Genomic DNA, 15,681 nt, shown 5'->3' with positions numbered 1-15,681 from the left:
ATTATTTGCTATTCTTAGCTAGGAATTTGCGTTCGGTTGCATTACAAAGGGGCAAGCAATGGTGACGAATAGATGGGGAGATAAACGCTATCATACTTTTAATTATCATTTGCGCCAGAAGTTTGGTGAGAAGATTATCAAGGTTTCCCTTGATGCCGGTTTTACCTGCCCCAACCGCGACGGCACCAGGGGGTTGGGAGGGTGTGTCTATTGCAGTGAGCGGGGCTCCGGGGATTTTGCCGGAGAACATACTCTCTCGATTGCACAACAGTTTGCCCAAGTCAAAGAACGGATGCACCAAAAATGGCCGCAGGCTAAATATTTAGCCTATTTTCAAGCCTATAGCAATACGTATGCTCCGGTGGCACGGCTGCGGGAGGTTTATGAGCAGGCCTTAGGGGAAGAAAATGTGATCGGTCTGGCGCTTGCGACCAGGCCGGACTGTCTCCCGCCTGATGTGCTTTCTTTCCTGGAGGAACTAAACAGGCGCACTTACCTTTGGGTTGAACTAGGTCTTCAGAGCATGCACGACCGCACTTTGGAGTGGATTCGGCGAGGGCATACCTATCGTGAGTTCCTCGCGGGATTTAAGAAACTGAGGGAGCGAGAGATCAAGGTGTGCGCCCATATTATTCTGGGCTTGCCCGGAGAAACGCATGGCGATATGCTTGAGACCGCGAAAGCCTTGGCAGAATTGCCGGTTCAAGGGGTTAAAATCCATCTCCTGCATGTATTAAGCGGAACTCCGTTGGCCTTAATGTATGAGAGGGAGAGGTTTCCGCTGTTGGCTAAGGATGAATATGTTTCTCTGGTAGCGGATATCCTGGAAATCCTGCCTCCGGAAATAATCATTCACCGCCTGACCGGGGATGGACCTCCTGACCAGCTAATAGCTCCGCTTTGGAGCCGCAAAAAGTGGGAAGTGCTTAATGCCATTGATGCAGAGTTGGAGCGCAGAGAGAGCTGGCAGGGCAAAAACAGCCGGCAGGGCAATAACAGGGTAAAGATGTTATAATTACCGTGTGGTTAGAAATTAACTATTGGAGTTGAAAACATGGATCATGCGCGCTATCAAGAAATAGCTCTCGATATTGCCCATTCGATTATGATGGGAGAATACCGCGAGGGCGAAAAAATTCACGGCCGTTCGACGTTGGCTGGGCGGTATAATGTTTCCCCGGAGACGATCAGACGGGCTATCGCTATTCTCCAGAATTCCGGAGTTGTGATGGTGAGCCAGGGTGTAGGGATTATTGTGACTTCAAAGGCTCAGGCAGAGAAGTTTTTGCGCTCGTTTGACCAAAAAGGGGAAATACATGTTTTTCTCGAAGATATTAATAAACTGATGGATCAGCGGCGTGAAGTTGATCAGCAAATTGAAAACCACTTGAATAAGGTTCTTGCCTATGCTGACCGCATGATGTCCCGCTGGCTGGACGTTGGGGAGATTGAAGTGAGCAGAGGCTCATCGGCAATCGGCAAAACTTTGCGCGATCTGGAGATTAGGGAGTGCACTGGAACTACGATCGTAGCAGTCGTGCGCAATGGGTTTGAGCAGTTCTCCCCTCCGGCTGACTTTGTTCTGCAGGCAGGGGATGTCCTCTTGGCTGTGGGGAACAGTGAGGGCCAGGATAAGCTACAGGAGTTAATTAAGTGAATTCACGATTAATCCAGGACATTTGTTAAAAAGCATTATGTGAAGGCTTAAAGGAAGTTAGCCTCCTGATGTCGAAATATTTAGGTAAATAATATTTTAACGAGGGATGGCAATATGAAATGGCAGTATGTTTTGATATTAGCGGGACAGATTTTGCTGGGAGTCTGGCTCAGAAGACCAGAGCTCCTGACTGCGTTTCTAGTTATTAACACGGTTTTTCTGTTCTGGAAGCTTGAAAAACAGCACAAGCTTTCTTTAGAACTGCAAGACCAGCGTAATGTAGATTTGAGTGTGAAGATTGCGCACGAGACCTTGCCCTATCTTAGACGCGGGCTTAATGAGCACAATGCGGAGGATATTGCCAGCATTATTCAGGAGATGGGGCAGGTTCCGGCGGTGGCGATTACGGACCGCGAACGTGTTTTAGCTTTCCTGGGTACGGGCTGCGATCAACATCACCCAGGCGATCGCATCCTCACAGAAGCAACGCGCGAAGTGATCCGCACCGGTCAGTATAAAGTTGTACGGACGCAGAAACAGTTGAACTGCGCGCGCAAAGATATTTGCAATTGCCCCTTGGCGGCGGCCGTGATCGTGCCCTTGAGGGCTCATGGAGAAATAGTAGGGTCAGTTAAGCTCTATGAAACCAAAGACGGGCAGCTTTCACCTGATGTTATCCGCCTGGCCCTGGGTATGGCTCAGCTCCTCGGTATCCAGATTGAACTCTCAGAGCTTGACCACCAGGCAAAATTGGTTGCGGAAGCTAAGTTGGACGCACTGCAGGCTCAGATCAATCCGCACTTTTTCTTTAATGTTATTAATACAATTATTGCCACCAGCCGTTCCAACCCCAACCGTACCCGCAGGCTCCTGATCCATTTGGCCGAGTTTTTCCGCCACGCCCTTAAATCCAAAGGTACGGTTATCTCACTCAGGGAAGAGATGGAGGTTGTTAATACCTATCTTATTCTGGAGAAAGCGCGTTTTGGCCGCAAGCTTGCTGTCAAGGAAGAGATTTCGCCTGACCTTTGGGATGTTATGATTCCGCGCCTTAGTATTCAGCCCTTAGTGGAAAATGCGGTCAAACACGGGATTACGCCCAAGATGGATAAAGGAACCGTTTTGATCCGGGCTGAGGAGATCGATACGGAGTTGCATATTACGGTGCATGATGATGGGGTCGGGATCCCGTTAGACCGCTCGCGCGATGTGTTCAGGCCCGGCGTGGGTTCCGGCAACGGCGTGGGCTTAGCCAATGTGCATGAACGGCTGCGCGGGCTGTATGGGGAAGAGTATGGGCTGAAAATCCAGAGCGAACCTAAGGTGGGTACTACGGTTCTGATGCGTATTCCGTTAAACAGCGTACGTGAGGAGGTGGCAGCCACCGGAGCTCCGGCTGGAGGGTTTTTCTTTACACCCGCAGCGGATAAGGATATCGAAGTCGAAGTGGAAGTGGAGGAGCAGCTGAGGTGTAAATCTCTCAGGGTAAAATAGGATAGACGCATTTCAGCATTAGACTTTTAATTGTTCGATAGACATGAGTTGGAAGGTGACTACGAATGTTTCCCGGTGTCGATATTATTGAGATCGAGCGTTTCCGCCAGGCCTGCGCACGCAGGCCCCGCCTTTATGAGCGCCTATTTACCGCGCGCGAGCGGGAACGGTTACAAGGCAAGGGAGTACAAAGCTGGGCCGCCCGTTTTGCCGGCAAAGAGGCAGTCTTCAAAGCTCTGGGAACGGGTCTGAGCGGTTTGTCCTGGCATGATATTGAGATTCTCACGGAAAATAGCGGGGAGCCTGTCGTTGTGTGCAGTGAACGGGCTTCTGTTCTAATGCACGCACGCGGGGGAACCAGGATGCGCTTAAGCCTTGCCCATAATACGAGCCAGGCGGTGGCGATGGCGATCTTATCCTGAGTGGACGGGGATGGTGTATGATGAGAGTTGTGACTGCTGAGCAGATGCGCACGATTGAGCAGGCAGCGATCAACGATTACGGGATTCCCAGTATCATTCTTATGGAAAACGCTGCCTTGGCTGTGGTGCAGGAGATCAGGCAGCATTTTATGAACGAGGGGATTTCCGAGCTTAAAGGGTACAAAGCGGTGGTGCTTGCCGGAAAGGGGAACAACGGCGGGGATGGACTGGCAGTGGCCAGGCACCTGCTAATCCTAGGCATGGACGTAACAGTTATTTTGTTTGCTAAGCCGGAGGAATTCAAAGGAGATGCTGCTCTAAACTTGAAGCTGTATCTGGGGACCGAGGGCAAGTACTTTATTGTGGACGGGGAAAACAAAAAGCGGGTGGCCCGCTTTGCTTTAAACCAAGCAGAAGTGGTGATCGACGCCATCTATGGAACAGGGCTGCGCGGGGCGCTCCCGAGCCTGGTGGAAGAGTATATCGATGAGGTTAATGCTTCTAAGGCCTGGATCGTGGCGGCCGATATTCCGAGCGGCTTGGAAGCTGATACAGGCAAGGTTTACCGCGTGGCAGTAAGGGCTCACACCACCGTGACTTTTGGCCTGCCCAAGCTCGGACATTTTTTAGGTGCAGGGCCGGAGTATGCGGGACGGGTAGTGGTTGATCCAATCTCAATTCCGGCACGCTATCTGGTAACTGAAAGGATTGCGAATTTTATCCTCACTGAGGATTACATAAGAAGTATTTTGCCAAAAAGGCAGTGGCAGGGACATAAAGGAACCCATGGGCGCGGAGTTTTAGTGGCCGGTTCTCAGGGAATGAGCGGAGCGGCGGTTTTAGCAGGCGAAGGGGCATTGCGCAGCGGGCTTGGGCTTTTGCAAATCGTTACCCCTATAGCCTTGGCCAATCTGCTTGATCAAGCTGTTACAGAAGCTACGGTCTGGCCTGCGCCGGGGGAGAACAGCCTAGGGCAGGAAGCATGGTCTGTGATTGGCGCGAGGTGTGAGGGAGCACAGGCTCTGGCTGTGGGCCCGGGGTTAGGGCAAAACCCTGATTTTGCGCCGGTCTTGGAAGAGATTCTGCGGACCGTGCCGTTGCCGGTGGTGCTTGATGCCGATGCGCTTAATCTGGTTGCACTTGATCCAGGCATTCTGGGCTGGCGGCAAGGGAGGGGGCCTTTGATTTTCACGCCCCATCCGGGGGAAATGGCGCGTTTGTGCGAATGCACCTCTGCCGAAGTTCAGGAAAACCGGTTAGAACTGGTTGTGAGCAAAGCGGTGGAATGGGAAGCGGTTGTGGTCTTAAAAGGAGCGGTCACGATTGTTGCGACTCCGGACGGCAGGGCTTTTCTCAATCCGACCGGCAACCCCGGCTTGGGGACAGGAGGTACAGGGGATGTCCTTACCGGAAGCATCCTGGGCTTTTTGGCTCAAGGAGTAGAACCGGTGGCTGCTGCCTGTTTGGGCGTGTACTTGCACGGACTTGCGGCGGATGAGCTTGCCCGCGCTTACGGCCAGGCGGGGTTTAAGGCATCCGAAGTGGCGATGATGATTCCGTTTGTGCGGCAGAAACTCGAGACAGGGGTGAAATAGGAGCGCTGGGTTCGCTTTGTGTCCGCTAATGTTTACTGTACTCCTGCATAGGATTATTATTTAGGAGAGAGACTTTTTAAGGACGTATTAAGGAAAGAGGGCCGGTGAGAATGGAAAGATTTCGCCCGGTGTGGGCTGAAGTTGATCTGGGAGCGCTTAAAAGAAACTATGCCCGCATTCAGTCTTATACACAGAGTGAACTTATGCCCATCGTTAAGGCGGATGCTTACGGACATGGGGCTATACCGGTCGTGCGTGCGCTTAAGGAATTGGGTGCCAAGCGATTTGGGGTCGCGCTCTTGGAGGAAGCCTTAGAGATAAAGCAAGAATTTCCGGATCTTGAGCTGATGGTGATCGGGGCTTCCCCGGAGGAACATTCCGACACGATTGTCCGGGAAAACATAATCCCGGGTATTTTCCGCCTAAGTCAGGCTCAGGCCTTGTCCAAGGCTGGTGTTGAGCAAGGGAAGACTGCGCGCCTGCACGTTAAGGTAGACACAGGTATGGGCCGGATTGGGGTTCGACCTGATGAATGGAAAGAAATCCTTAAGATCGCGGAACTGCCTAATGTGATGGTAGAAGGGGTTTATACCCATTTTGCCACTGCAGACCATGCGGACCTTACTTTCGCCCGTAAGCAGTTGGAGTTCTTCCAACAAGTAATTGACAAGCTGGAAAGGAAAGGCCTGCAAATTCCTTTCAAACATGCGGCTAACAGTGCGGCTATTCTCCATTTTCCGGAAGCCCACTTTAATCTGGTGCGCCCGGGGATAATTCTGTATGGTTTGCCCCCTTCCCAGCACGTTGGCAAGGATTCGGGTCTGGAACCGGTAATGTCCTGGAAAGCCAGAGTAACGCATGTTAAGACGATCGAAGCTGGGGAGACTGTGAGCTATGGCCGTACTTTCCGGGCAGCTTATCAGACCAGAGTGGCGACCATTCCTGTCGGGTATGCGGACGGGCTGAGGCGGGCTCTGTCCAACTGCGGCGAGGCCTTGGTGCGCGGGGAGCGCTCTACGATCATTGGGCGGGTGTGCATGGACCAGACGATGCTCGAAGTAACGAAAATTCCCGGAGTCGAGGTCGGGGATGTGGTCACTCTCCTGGGGCAAGATGGCCAGGAACAGATTGATGCGACGGAGATGGCCGAATGGCTTAACACGATTAACTATGAGATAGTATGCGACCTTTCCAAACGGGTACCGCGGGAGTATGTGGAGTAAGAGTTACAAGAGCTGCAAGAGTTTGTGCAATGGATTAACGGGAGTGTATTATTTACGAAATAAAAGAGTTGTCAGGGTTTTAGCCCTAGGCAACTCTTTTTGATTCTGGGTAATATACGGTCAGGGGATAGAAGTTACATTGCCTGACGGTAGAGCTCAATGACCTCTTGTAAAGTCAATATTCTGGGGTTTGTAAAAGAAGTTGCATCTTTCATAGCATTCTGGGCCATGACTTCAAAGTCCTCTTCTTTAACACCCAGCTCTCGCAGCCCGGAAGGAATTCCGACATCCATTGCCAGGTTTTGAATCGCGTCGATCGCAACATCTGCCGCCTCCCGCACAGAAAGACCTTGAAGATCTTCCCCCATAACTCTCGCAATATCGGCAAAACGTTGGGGGTTTGCAATTATATTATAGTTTTCTATATGAGGGAGCAAAATTGCGTTGCAAACACCATGTGGCAGGTCATAAAATCCTCCCAACTGGTGAGCCATTGCATGTACATATCCCAAACTGGCATTGTTAAAAGCCATCCCTGCTAAAAACTCGGCATAAGCCATGTTGTCCCTGGCCTCCATATTATGGCCGTTGGCGACAGCGTTTCTCAAGTTGTCGGAGATAAGCTCAATGGCCATTAAAGCAGCTGAATCCGTAACCGGAGTCGCAATCGTAGAAACATAGGCTTCAACGGCGTGAGTTAGGGCATCCATTCCGGTGGCTGCGGTCAGAGCCGGAGGCATTCCTGCCATCAGCACCGGATCGTTAATCGCAATATTGGGAGTGACACGCCAATCGACGATTGCCATCTTAACATGGCGGGCAGTATCCGTTATTATGCAGAAACGGGTCATTTCACTGGCAGTTCCTGCAGTGGTATTCACAGCAATAAATGGCGGCATTGGCTTGGTCGACTTATCGATCCCCTCATAGTTGCGGATATTTCCACCATTGGCAGCTACGATGCCTATCCCTTTACCGCAATCGTGCGAACTACCTCCCCCTAGGGAAATAATCATGTCGCAGGAATTTTCTTGGTAGGCTTTTAGTCCGTCCTCAACATTCTTATCAGTAGGGTTGGGCTGTACCTTATCGAAAAGGAAAACCTGTGCTCCGGCACCAATTACTAGTTTGGAAATTTGATCAGCTATCCCGCCTAAAACCAATCCTTTATCAGTGACGATTAGAACTTTGGTCCCTCCTAAGTTTTTTACCTGATTGGTAATCTCTTTTGATGCTCCTATGCCCATTAAATTTATGGCGGGCATGAAGTAACCGAAAACTTGTTCACCTAAAGCCATTTCTCACATCTCCTTTTAAAATTTTTCGCTAAAGTATTTTCTGCATTTCTGACGCTTTTATCCATGCTAAAGATTTGAATTTTATCTTCCTGCTCTTTGCGATCTTACAGGGTTCCTTCGTAATTTGCCTTAAGCTTTTTTATTAAATCTAGTCGATTACTTCCTTACATAATGACAAAAAAAATCTTATAATAGGGTTAACGTAATATCCGAGACCTTCAGGTAAGCCGACTTGAACCTTCTTAATAATCGGAATATTGAGGTGGAATTATGAGCTATTCCCTCGGTTCAGATGAAATTGATGAATTAAGATTTGTAATTGAGTCTTCGTATGATGGCATTGTGATTGCTAGAAAGGACGGCACAATCGAAAGAGTCAATGCATCATATGAAAGAATTACCGGAATCAAGAAACATGAGATAGTCGGCAAGAGAGGAAAAGATTTAGTAGCACAAGGAGTACTGTCCGAGTACTTGACTGACCGTGTTATTGAAGCCAAAGGACCTGTGGCAGTGGTTCAACATTATAAAAATGGGCAGAGTGCTATTCTTATCGGTAGCCCTGTTTTAAATAAAACGGGAGAGATTGCCAAAATTGTATTCAATGTTCGTGATATAACGGAGGTTCATTTATTAAAGGAGCAGTTGAAAGAGAAGACTGCCCTTACTGAGCGCTATCAAAGAGAAGTGGAACTTTTACGAACGGAACGTTCAAAACTTCCGGAATTTATTACTCAAAGTCCCAAGATGAAAGAACTATTGGATTTAGTTAAGGCGGTAGCCAGTGTCGATGCGACAGTTCTTATGTTAGGTGAATCGGGAGTGGGTAAAGGGGAAATTGCCAAGGCTATCCACTATCTTAGTTTCAGGCACGATGAACCGTTCGTTAAAGTTAATTGTGGCGCTATTCCTGAAGCTTTATTAGAATCAGAATTATTTGGTTACGAAGAGGGCGCATTTAGTGGTGCCAAAAAACAAGGTAAACCAGGTATGTTTGAGTTAGCACATCGAGGTACAATATTCCTTGATGAGATTAGTGAACTGCCGTTGGGTTTACAGGTAAAATTATTGCAGGCACTACAAGAAAAAGAGTTCATACGGGTTGGTGGGACGAAGACGATCAAAGTGGACGTTCGTATAATTTCTGCAACAAACAGAGATATTAAAAAGTTTGTTGCAGAAGGTAAGTTTAGAGAAGATTTATATTACCGTCTAAATGTCGTGCCAATTCTGATTCCACCACTGAGAGACAGAAAAGAGGATATCATTCCCCTGTTGCAGCATTTTCTAAACAAATTTGCTGATCGTTATGGTGTTAAAAAGAGTTTTTCACATGAAGTCTTAGAAATATTTAAGAAATATAACTGGCCCGGTAATGTTAGAGAATTGGAACACATAGTGGAAAGAATGTTAGTGACGCCAACGCAAAACGTTATTACAGAAGAGAATTTACCCGATAATATTAAAAATTTTAATACAGACCTTACCCAAATAATTATCCCGGATCTGATACCGCTTAAGAATGCTTTAGAAGAAGTAGAAAAAAATTTAGTAACGTTAGCTTTCCAGAGATACGGCAATACGTATAAAGTTGCTGAGGTGCTAGGCATAAGTCAGCCTACGGCTTATAGAAAAATAAGGCAGTATGTAACAGATAAAGAAGTAGATTAATTCATCTCGGATAATAACAATTCATAAATGAATTAAACACTTGTACTAAGCTTGATCAGGGTTAATCGAGCTTATTTTTTATTCGCAATTTAGAAATGAATTAATGTTCAGAAAATATTAACAAAATATGCCATTATTATCTGAATATTGGCTAAAAAGTTGTTTTGATACGTATTTTAGACTTGGAACGATTTTTGCATTGTTCTATGGCAGGCAAGTTGGAAGCAATTTGAGGAAATTACTCAATGTTGCATAACTGCTAATAAGGATAACGTGGGTGGAGGTGCGTGTATGGCTAAGTTAGTACGGGTAAATATGAAAACGCAAGAGATAACAGAAAGACCTTTACCGGAGAGCTACATAGGGCTAGGTGGAAGGGGGCTCACTTCCAAAATCATATTTGACGAGGTTCCTCCCGATTGTGATCCGCTCGGCCCGCTCAATAAATTGATCATGGCACCTGGGATACTCGGGGGGACAAGTCTTTCGAGTTCAGGAAGGCTTTCGGTAGGTGCGAAGAGTCCTTTGACCGGCGGTATAAAAGAGAGTAACGCTGGAGGAAATGCGGCTGCCAAACTGGCTCGTTTAGATATTGCGGCGATTACGGTTGAGCAACGCCCGGACAATGGGAATATTTTCATTTTGATTATTAACCATGAGGAAATCAAACTTGTTCAAGCTAATGACTTAAAAGGTCTAGGCAATTACCAGCTTATTAAAAACCTTCGTGGTCAGTATGGTGATAAAACAGGGATCATTTCAATTGGGCCGGCAGGAGAGTTGGGGCTTGCTGCTGCCGGTGTAGCAGTAACCGACATGGACGGGGAACCAAGTCGTTTTAGTGGACGTGGTGGGTTAGGCGCTGTTATGGGGTCAAAAGGACTTAAAGCGGTAATTATCAATGATGGAGGCGGGCGTAAACCTCCGCTCGAAGATGAAGAAAAATTTACGCAGCTTGCCCGTGAAATTCATAATGAATTAAAGGGAAATACAACCATTCAAGGCTACGGCAAATATGGTACTGCCGGACTGCTTGATCTGGTTAATGAGTTGGGCGCTTTACCGACAAAAAACTTTAGCCAAGGACGTTTTGACGGTGCGGCGAAAATCAACGGCGAGGCATTATACCAAACAATTACCCAAAGAGGTGGCAAAGGAAAACCTACACATGCCTGTATGCCTGGATGCTTAATCAAATGTTCCAATGTATATCCGGATGAGAAGGGAGAGGTAGTTGTAGCTCCTTTGGAATACGAAACTATCGGGCTGTTAGGTTCTAATTGTGAGATTGATGATCTCGATGCAATCGCTCGCCTTAACTATCTCTGCAACGATCAGGGAATCGACACGATTGAAATTGGAGCTGCATTAGGCGTAGCAATGGAAGCAGGTCTGATTCCTTTTGGAGATGCGAAAAGGGCTGAAAAGGTTGTTGAGGAAATTTCGCAGGGAACAGTGTTAGGGCGTTTGTTGGGGAATGGTGCAGCTTTAACCGGTCGTATTCTTGGTATAAGTAGAATTCCCGCCGTAAAAGGTCAAGCAATGCCTTCCTATGACCCGCGCGGAATAAAAGGTAATGGTGTAACTTATGCTACATCTCCAATGGGTGCAGATCATACTGCCGGCAATCTTGTGCGGGGAAAAAATCAACATTTAGCGGAAGGACAGGTGGAAAATTCGTTAAACGCGCAGATATTAATGGCTGCGTATGATAGCTTGGGTTTATGTATTTTCCTTGGAGCTGTTCTTAATCAGAAATTAGATTATGTTAGGCAGCTTGTAATGGCCAAAATCGGCTCGGAATTACCTTCTGATTATATTACCGACTTGGGAAAAAGCGTATTGCACGTAGAATGGGCCTTTAACAAAAAAGCCGGATTTACTTCAGCTCAAGACACATTGCCCTTGTATATGAGCAATGAACAACTCTCGCCTAATGATCTCATTTTTGATGTACCATATGAGGAAATTGATATCAAGTTGGATAATCTTAGACGTGATGTTTAATGTCTAAGAAATTGGGGGTAAAAGGATAGAGTTATAATGTTTATTTCAATTAAGATGCACAAATCTGTATCTTGGTACCACTACCCAAAGGACTTTTCCCTTGTGGTTAATGTAGGAAAAACTGTTTTGGATATTTTTGAACTAATCGGGGTTGAGGCTAATAACAAAACCAAAGTCAGAATTAATGGTAATGTTGTCAGCTGGGGGCATTTGGTAGCTGATGGGGATGAGATGGAAATATTCATCGCTTAAGGAACCCTTGGCAGGAAGCAGGAGTGACTAAGTATTAATGGCGACCATTTTGATCGAAGTACAATTGTACTCAGAGTTAAGGGAGAAAATCCCAGGTTGGAATAAAACTGAACGTATCGCAATAAGGGCAGGGACTACAGTTAGGGAATTACTCAGGAGTATAGGTGTCCATACCGTTGGCGAATATATGTTTGTTCTTAATGGCAAGGGAATTGACGCAGATACTATGCTTAAACAAGGGGACCGGATCGCGGTTTACCCGGCAATGGATGGTGGATAGATTTTTTAAGGAGGCCAGTAGATGTTAAAAGATAACTCCAGTTAGGATATTGAAAGCAATCAAAATTTCGCAAATAAATGGAGGCGTGAAAAGTGCATGTAGGCGATTTATTGGTAAATTTGCTGCAACAAATGGGAGTAGACACAGTGTTTGGAGTCCCTGGTGCCCAAACTCTTCCATTTTATGATGGCATAGATAATACTGCAGGGAAAATTAAGCATATCACTTTAAGAGCAGAGAGAAGTGCAGCTTATGCTGCTGTCGCGTATGCAAGGGTGATGAATAGGGTTGGAGTTTGTGATGCAACTGTGGGGCCAGGAGCTGCTGAATTTACGTCCGGATTAGGAGAGGCGTATAATTCCTCTACTCCGATATTTGCGTTGTTTAGTGATTTGCCGCTGGGTTGGGAGCATTTAAGAGATCATGGGAACGCTTCGCAAGGTTTCTACCAACTGGATATGGTAAAGCCATTTACCAAATGGACTGGAAGTGTAACAACTCAAAAAGCTCTTCCGGATATGCTTCGCAACGCATTTATCAAAGCAGTGTCGGGTCGGCCTGGTCCGACTGCCTTATCCATACCTGAAGATGTTTTTCAGGAGGAATGGGCAGGAGAGTTGCCGCAGATGCCCGCTGATCTTTCAATGTTTCCCCGTTATCGCACAGTTGCTTCTAGGGAACAAATTGAAAAAGCCTTAACATTATTAGTGCGAGCAAAAAGGCCTGTTTTGGTTGTAGGCGGCGGAGCGATGTTATCGCAAGCCGAAGCGGAAGTTACAGCCTTGGCGGAACACATGACAATGCCGGTGTTGCAAACGTTTACGGGAAGAGGAGTTATTCCGGATGATCATCCGCTAGGCATTGGGATGATGGGCGGTGTGGGGACATTATCTGCTAAAAAGCTTATAGAAGAAGCGGATGTCATCTTTTTTGCAGGTTTTAAATCCAGTCAAAACTCTACGTTTAACTGGAAGCTTCCTAACGATGGCCAACATGTAATTCATTTGGATCTTGACGAGTCGGAGATTGGCAGAGCGTTTCATGCTGAGGTAGGGCTGGTTGGAGATGTCAAGACAACGCTGGCGGAGATGACTAAGCTCGCTAAGGAAAAGTTTGAGCGTCCCCCGCATCAGGACCGTGAGCAGTGGATTCAAAATGCGAAAAAAGATTGGGCGAGCTTCATCCAAAAAGAACTGACTGAGAATAATTCAGAACTTAAACCTCAACAAGTCATTGATGTTCTAAATCAGGTATCAGGTCAAGAAGATATTTTAGTGTGTGATGCGAGTTTCTCCAGCGGCTGGGGAGCAGTCTATTACAATCTGAAATCAACCGGGAGGAAAGTTCTGGCACCCAGAGGTCTTGCCGGGTTAGGGTTTGGATTACCGGCAGCCATTGGAGCCGCGGCTGCAGCCAAAAACGGAGAAGTATACTTGTTGGCCGGCGATGGTGGATTTGGATACAGTATCGGCGAGCTTGCTACCTTGAAACAATACGGATTGAAAGTAATTACTTTTGTTCTGGACAACAGGAGTTGGGGCTGGATCGAGTGGTTAAATAAGTTAAATTATCAGAAGGAGTATTTCGGTTTACCGGCAATCGAATTTGCCAAAATAGCTGAAGGATTTGGCTTGAAGGGATATCATGTCAGAAACAAAGCAGAACTGGCCGATGCCTTAGCAAACGCGAAGAAGGACGATAATTCATCAGTTATTCATATTGATATTGCACTCTGGGAAACGCCCGTGATAAGTTTTCGTGAGGCGGTTGGGCAGGACACGAGTCGTTCTTACAAATATCTATAAAAAGTAGAAGGAGTGTTGGAAAAAATGGCATTTTCTTTAGCATCATTTAAAAATCCAACAGAAGTAATTTACGGATTTAATGCGGTTAATCAATTAACTTCGATTATCACTCAACAGGGATTCAAACGGATCATGATTATAACTGACCCAGGGATTCTTAAAGCAGGACTTCTGGAGGAAGTAAAAAAACGGATACCAGAGGGCTTGGAAATTGCAGTGTATGATCAAGTTGAAGCAAATCCCTCAATCGCAACGTGCGAAAAGGCTTTAGCGGTGCTTAAAGGGATCAAGGCTGAAGCCATTGTTGCAGTTGGCGGTGGAAGTGCAATTGATGTAGCAAAAGCAGTAGGAGTGTTGGCAACAAACGGGGGTAACATAGCGGAGTATGAGGGTGCTGACAAGTTTGCTCAGCCGATACTTCCATTAATTGCTATTCCTACGACAGCCGGCACGGCCAGTGAAGTGACTGTTTTCACTGTGATTACTGACGTAGACAGAGAATATAAGCTTACGGTTGCAGGATATAAGCTGGCTCCCCGGTGGGCATTGGTCGATCCGTTAATGACAACCACCATGCCTAAACAAGTAACCGCATCAACCGGACTGGATGCGTTAGTTCATGCAATTGAATCATATACATCGCAAATGGCCTTTCCCCTTTCAAAAGCCTTAGCCAGAGAAGCCATTCGCCGTATCAGTGCCAATTTACGCCAAGCGGTATACAACGGGGATAACCTAGAGGCTAGGGACAATATGCTGATGGGAAGCTTGCTGGCAGGCTTGGCATTTAGCAATACAAGACTGGGCAATTGCCATGCTATGAGCCATCCTGTCAGCGCTATGTTCGGAGTGCCCCATGGGGTTGCAAATTCGATTCTTATGCCGCACATCATGGAATTCAATGCCTTGTCAGTTCCCGAATTATTTGCAGACATTGCGGAAGACATGGGAGAAGTTGTTGGGAATTTAACAGTGATCGAGCAAGCATGGAAGGCGGTAGAGTCTTTCAAACAACTTTCGATCGACGTGGGCATTCCACAGCGTCTCTCTGATTCCAAGGTCGAGCGTAACAGAATTGAAGAAATGGCGCGTGACGCTATGAAGAGCGGGAACATAGCCGTGAACCCGAGAAAGACCCAGATCGAAGATATCATCAAGTTATATGAACGTGCGATGTAGGGGAGATAGAAATAGTGAAGATATTTGATTTAACAGGTAAAACAGCCCTGGTTACCGGGGGAGGTCGGGGTTTAGGCCGCGGGATTGCGCTTGCCCTAGCGGAAGCGGGTGCAGATGTAGCCGTAACCAGCCGTACAGAAGAGGAACTTAAGGTCGTTAGCAAGGAAATAGAAAGTTTCTCAAGAAGGAGTTTTTACCAGGAACTTGATGTCAGAGATGCTAATTCTATGAGATCGTTCGTAGAACGAATCGTGGAGGAACAGGGACACATTGATATTCTTGTAAATGCTGCAGGGGTAAATATACGCCGCCCGTTTTTGGAGATTACAGCGGAAGATTGGGACTTTGTGATGGACATCAACTTGAGGAGTGTGTTATTAACCAGTCAACTTGTGATGCCGCATATGGTCAAGATGGGGAAAGGAAAAATCATAAACTTTGCTTCGTTAACAAGTCAAATCGGATTAAAAGACATGGCGATTTACGGAGCAAGTAAAGGCGGAGTAGCCCAAATTACGAAAGCAATGGCTGTTGAATTCGCAGAGGCCGGCATTCAAGTGAATGCAATCGGTCCCGGCTACTTCAGCACCAACATGACTAAGCCCGTATTCGACGATGAGGCCAGAAGGCAGTGGCTTATATCAAGAATACCTATGCGCAGAACGGGTGAAGACCATGATCTGGCTGGAGTTTCCATCTTTTTGGCATCAAATGCCTCGGACTATATCACAGGTCAAACAATTTATGTTGATGGTGGTTGGCTGGCTTCCTAAAGACAGCTTATCCATAAATAAAAGA

14 protein-coding genes are annotated in these 15,681 nt (G+C 46.8%); 13 read left to right on the top strand and 1 reads right to left on the bottom strand.

Translation table 11 applies throughout. From position 1 onward, the window contains the following. Window positions 1-58: 58 nt before the first annotated feature. The 6 genes from mnmL to alr all read left to right on the top strand — a co-directional run bounded on the left by mnmL (window position 59) and on the right by alr (window position 6,391). On the top strand, window positions 59-1,015 hold the full coding sequence (gene mnmL / locus ACYQ2N_RS04300) for a tRNA modification radical SAM protein MnmL/YtqA (RefSeq protein WP_459997720.1): 957 nt from the start codon (window positions 59-61) through the stop codon (window positions 1,013-1,015). Between the two features lie 39 nt (window positions 1,016-1,054). Continuing rightward, window positions 1,055-1,657, top strand: a complete 603-nt coding sequence (locus ACYQ2N_RS04295) for a cation:proton antiporter regulatory subunit (RefSeq protein WP_459997719.1) — start codon at window positions 1,055-1,057, stop codon at window positions 1,655-1,657. A 114-nt stretch (window positions 1,658-1,771) separates the two neighbouring features. Next, complete coding sequence (locus ACYQ2N_RS04290; protein WP_459997718.1) at window positions 1,772-3,151, top strand: histidine kinase; 1,380 nt, start codon at window positions 1,772-1,774, stop codon at window positions 3,149-3,151. Between the two features lie 65 nt (window positions 3,152-3,216). Next, window positions 3,217-3,573 carry a holo-ACP synthase gene (locus ACYQ2N_RS04285; protein WP_459997717.1) on the top strand — a complete coding sequence of 119 codons (357 nt, stop codon included), beginning with the start codon at window positions 3,217-3,219 and terminating at the stop codon, window positions 3,571-3,573. A gap of 20 nt (window positions 3,574-3,593) precedes the next feature. Continuing rightward, on the top strand, window positions 3,594-5,168 hold the full coding sequence (locus ACYQ2N_RS04280; protein WP_459997769.1) for an NAD(P)H-hydrate dehydratase: 1,575 nt from the start codon (window positions 3,594-3,596) through the stop codon (window positions 5,166-5,168). A gap of 110 nt (window positions 5,169-5,278) precedes the next feature. Continuing rightward, window positions 5,279-6,391, top strand: a complete 1,113-nt coding sequence (alr, locus tag ACYQ2N_RS04275; RefSeq protein ID WP_459997716.1) for an alanine racemase — start codon at window positions 5,279-5,281, stop codon at window positions 6,389-6,391. A gap of 134 nt (window positions 6,392-6,525) precedes the next feature. Here the strand turns inward: alr and ACYQ2N_RS04270 are convergent, their stop codons facing one another. Continuing rightward, on the bottom strand, window positions 6,526-7,689 hold the full coding sequence (locus ACYQ2N_RS04270) for an iron-containing alcohol dehydrogenase (protein WP_459997715.1): 1,164 nt from the start codon (window positions 7,687-7,689) through the stop codon (window positions 6,526-6,528). A 270-nt stretch (window positions 7,690-7,959) separates the two neighbouring features. Here ACYQ2N_RS04270 and ACYQ2N_RS04265 point away from each other — a divergent pair, with 270 nt between their 5' ends. The 7 genes from ACYQ2N_RS04265 (at window position 7,960) to ACYQ2N_RS04235 (ending at window position 15,656) form a co-directional block, all read left to right on the top strand. Continuing rightward, window positions 7,960-9,360, top strand: coding sequence for a sigma-54 interaction domain-containing protein (locus ACYQ2N_RS04265; protein ID WP_459997713.1), 1,401 nt, complete (start codon window positions 7,960-7,962; stop codon window positions 9,358-9,360). A gap of 315 nt (window positions 9,361-9,675) precedes the next feature. Next, window positions 9,676-11,367 (top strand): aldehyde ferredoxin oxidoreductase C-terminal domain-containing protein, encoded by a 1,692-nt coding sequence (locus ACYQ2N_RS04260; protein WP_488199451.1) that lies wholly within the window; start codon window positions 9,676-9,678, stop codon window positions 11,365-11,367. 36 nt (window positions 11,368-11,403) lie between these two features. Further along, entirely contained in the window at window positions 11,404-11,619 is a 216-nt protein-coding gene (locus ACYQ2N_RS04255; RefSeq protein WP_459997710.1) for a MoaD/ThiS family protein, read from the top strand. 37 nt (window positions 11,620-11,656) lie between these two features. Next, complete coding sequence (locus tag ACYQ2N_RS04250; RefSeq protein ID WP_459997708.1) at window positions 11,657-11,899, top strand: MoaD/ThiS family protein; 243 nt, start codon at window positions 11,657-11,659, stop codon at window positions 11,897-11,899. Window positions 11,900-11,991: 92 nt separating this feature from the next. Beyond that, window positions 11,992-13,704, top strand: a complete 1,713-nt coding sequence (locus ACYQ2N_RS04245; RefSeq protein WP_459997707.1) for a thiamine pyrophosphate-binding protein — start codon at window positions 11,992-11,994, stop codon at window positions 13,702-13,704. A gap of 24 nt (window positions 13,705-13,728) precedes the next feature. After that, the gene (locus ACYQ2N_RS04240) at window positions 13,729-14,883 is read left to right on the top strand and encodes an iron-containing alcohol dehydrogenase (RefSeq protein WP_459997706.1); all 1,155 of its coding nucleotides are present in this window, start codon (window positions 13,729-13,731) and stop codon (window positions 14,881-14,883) included. A 14-nt stretch (window positions 14,884-14,897) separates the two neighbouring features. After that, a complete protein-coding gene (locus ACYQ2N_RS04235; RefSeq protein WP_459997705.1) occupies window positions 14,898-15,656 on the top strand; it encodes a glucose 1-dehydrogenase in 759 nt (252 codons plus the stop codon). Window positions 15,657-15,681: the final 25 nt, after the last annotated feature.

Source organism: Paradesulfitobacterium aromaticivorans (assembly GCF_054657415.1).
Note: the sequence above shows the minus strand (reverse complement) of the source record. Positions and strands in the feature narration are given on the sequence as shown.

Coding starts and splice junctions, on each gene's coding strand:
- alr (WP_459997716.1), top strand. CDS start 5,279: ATGGAAAGATTTCGCCCGGTGTGGGCTGAAGTTGATCTGGGAGCGCTT.
- mnmL (WP_459997720.1), top strand. CDS start 59: ATGGTGACGAATAGATGGGGAGATAAACGCTATCATACTTTTAATTAT.
- ACYQ2N_RS04295 (WP_459997719.1), top strand. CDS start 1,055: ATGGATCATGCGCGCTATCAAGAAATAGCTCTCGATATTGCCCATTCG.
- ACYQ2N_RS04280 (WP_459997769.1), top strand. CDS start 3,594: ATGAGAGTTGTGACTGCTGAGCAGATGCGCACGATTGAGCAGGCAGCG.
- ACYQ2N_RS04290 (WP_459997718.1), top strand. CDS start 1,772: ATGAAATGGCAGTATGTTTTGATATTAGCGGGACAGATTTTGCTGGGA.
- ACYQ2N_RS04265 (WP_459997713.1), top strand. CDS start 7,960: ATGAGCTATTCCCTCGGTTCAGATGAAATTGATGAATTAAGATTTGTA.
- ACYQ2N_RS04260 (WP_488199451.1), top strand. CDS start 9,676: ATGAAAACGCAAGAGATAACAGAAAGACCTTTACCGGAGAGCTACATA.
- ACYQ2N_RS04285 (WP_459997717.1), top strand. CDS start 3,217: ATGTTTCCCGGTGTCGATATTATTGAGATCGAGCGTTTCCGCCAGGCC.
- ACYQ2N_RS04270 (WP_459997715.1), bottom strand. CDS start 7,689: ATGGCTTTAGGTGAACAAGTTTTCGGTTACTTCATGCCCGCCATAAAT.
- ACYQ2N_RS04240 (WP_459997706.1), top strand. CDS start 13,729: ATGGCATTTTCTTTAGCATCATTTAAAAATCCAACAGAAGTAATTTAC.
- ACYQ2N_RS04255 (WP_459997710.1), top strand. CDS start 11,404: ATGTTTATTTCAATTAAGATGCACAAATCTGTATCTTGGTACCACTAC.
- ACYQ2N_RS04250 (WP_459997708.1), top strand. CDS start 11,657: ATGGCGACCATTTTGATCGAAGTACAATTGTACTCAGAGTTAAGGGAG.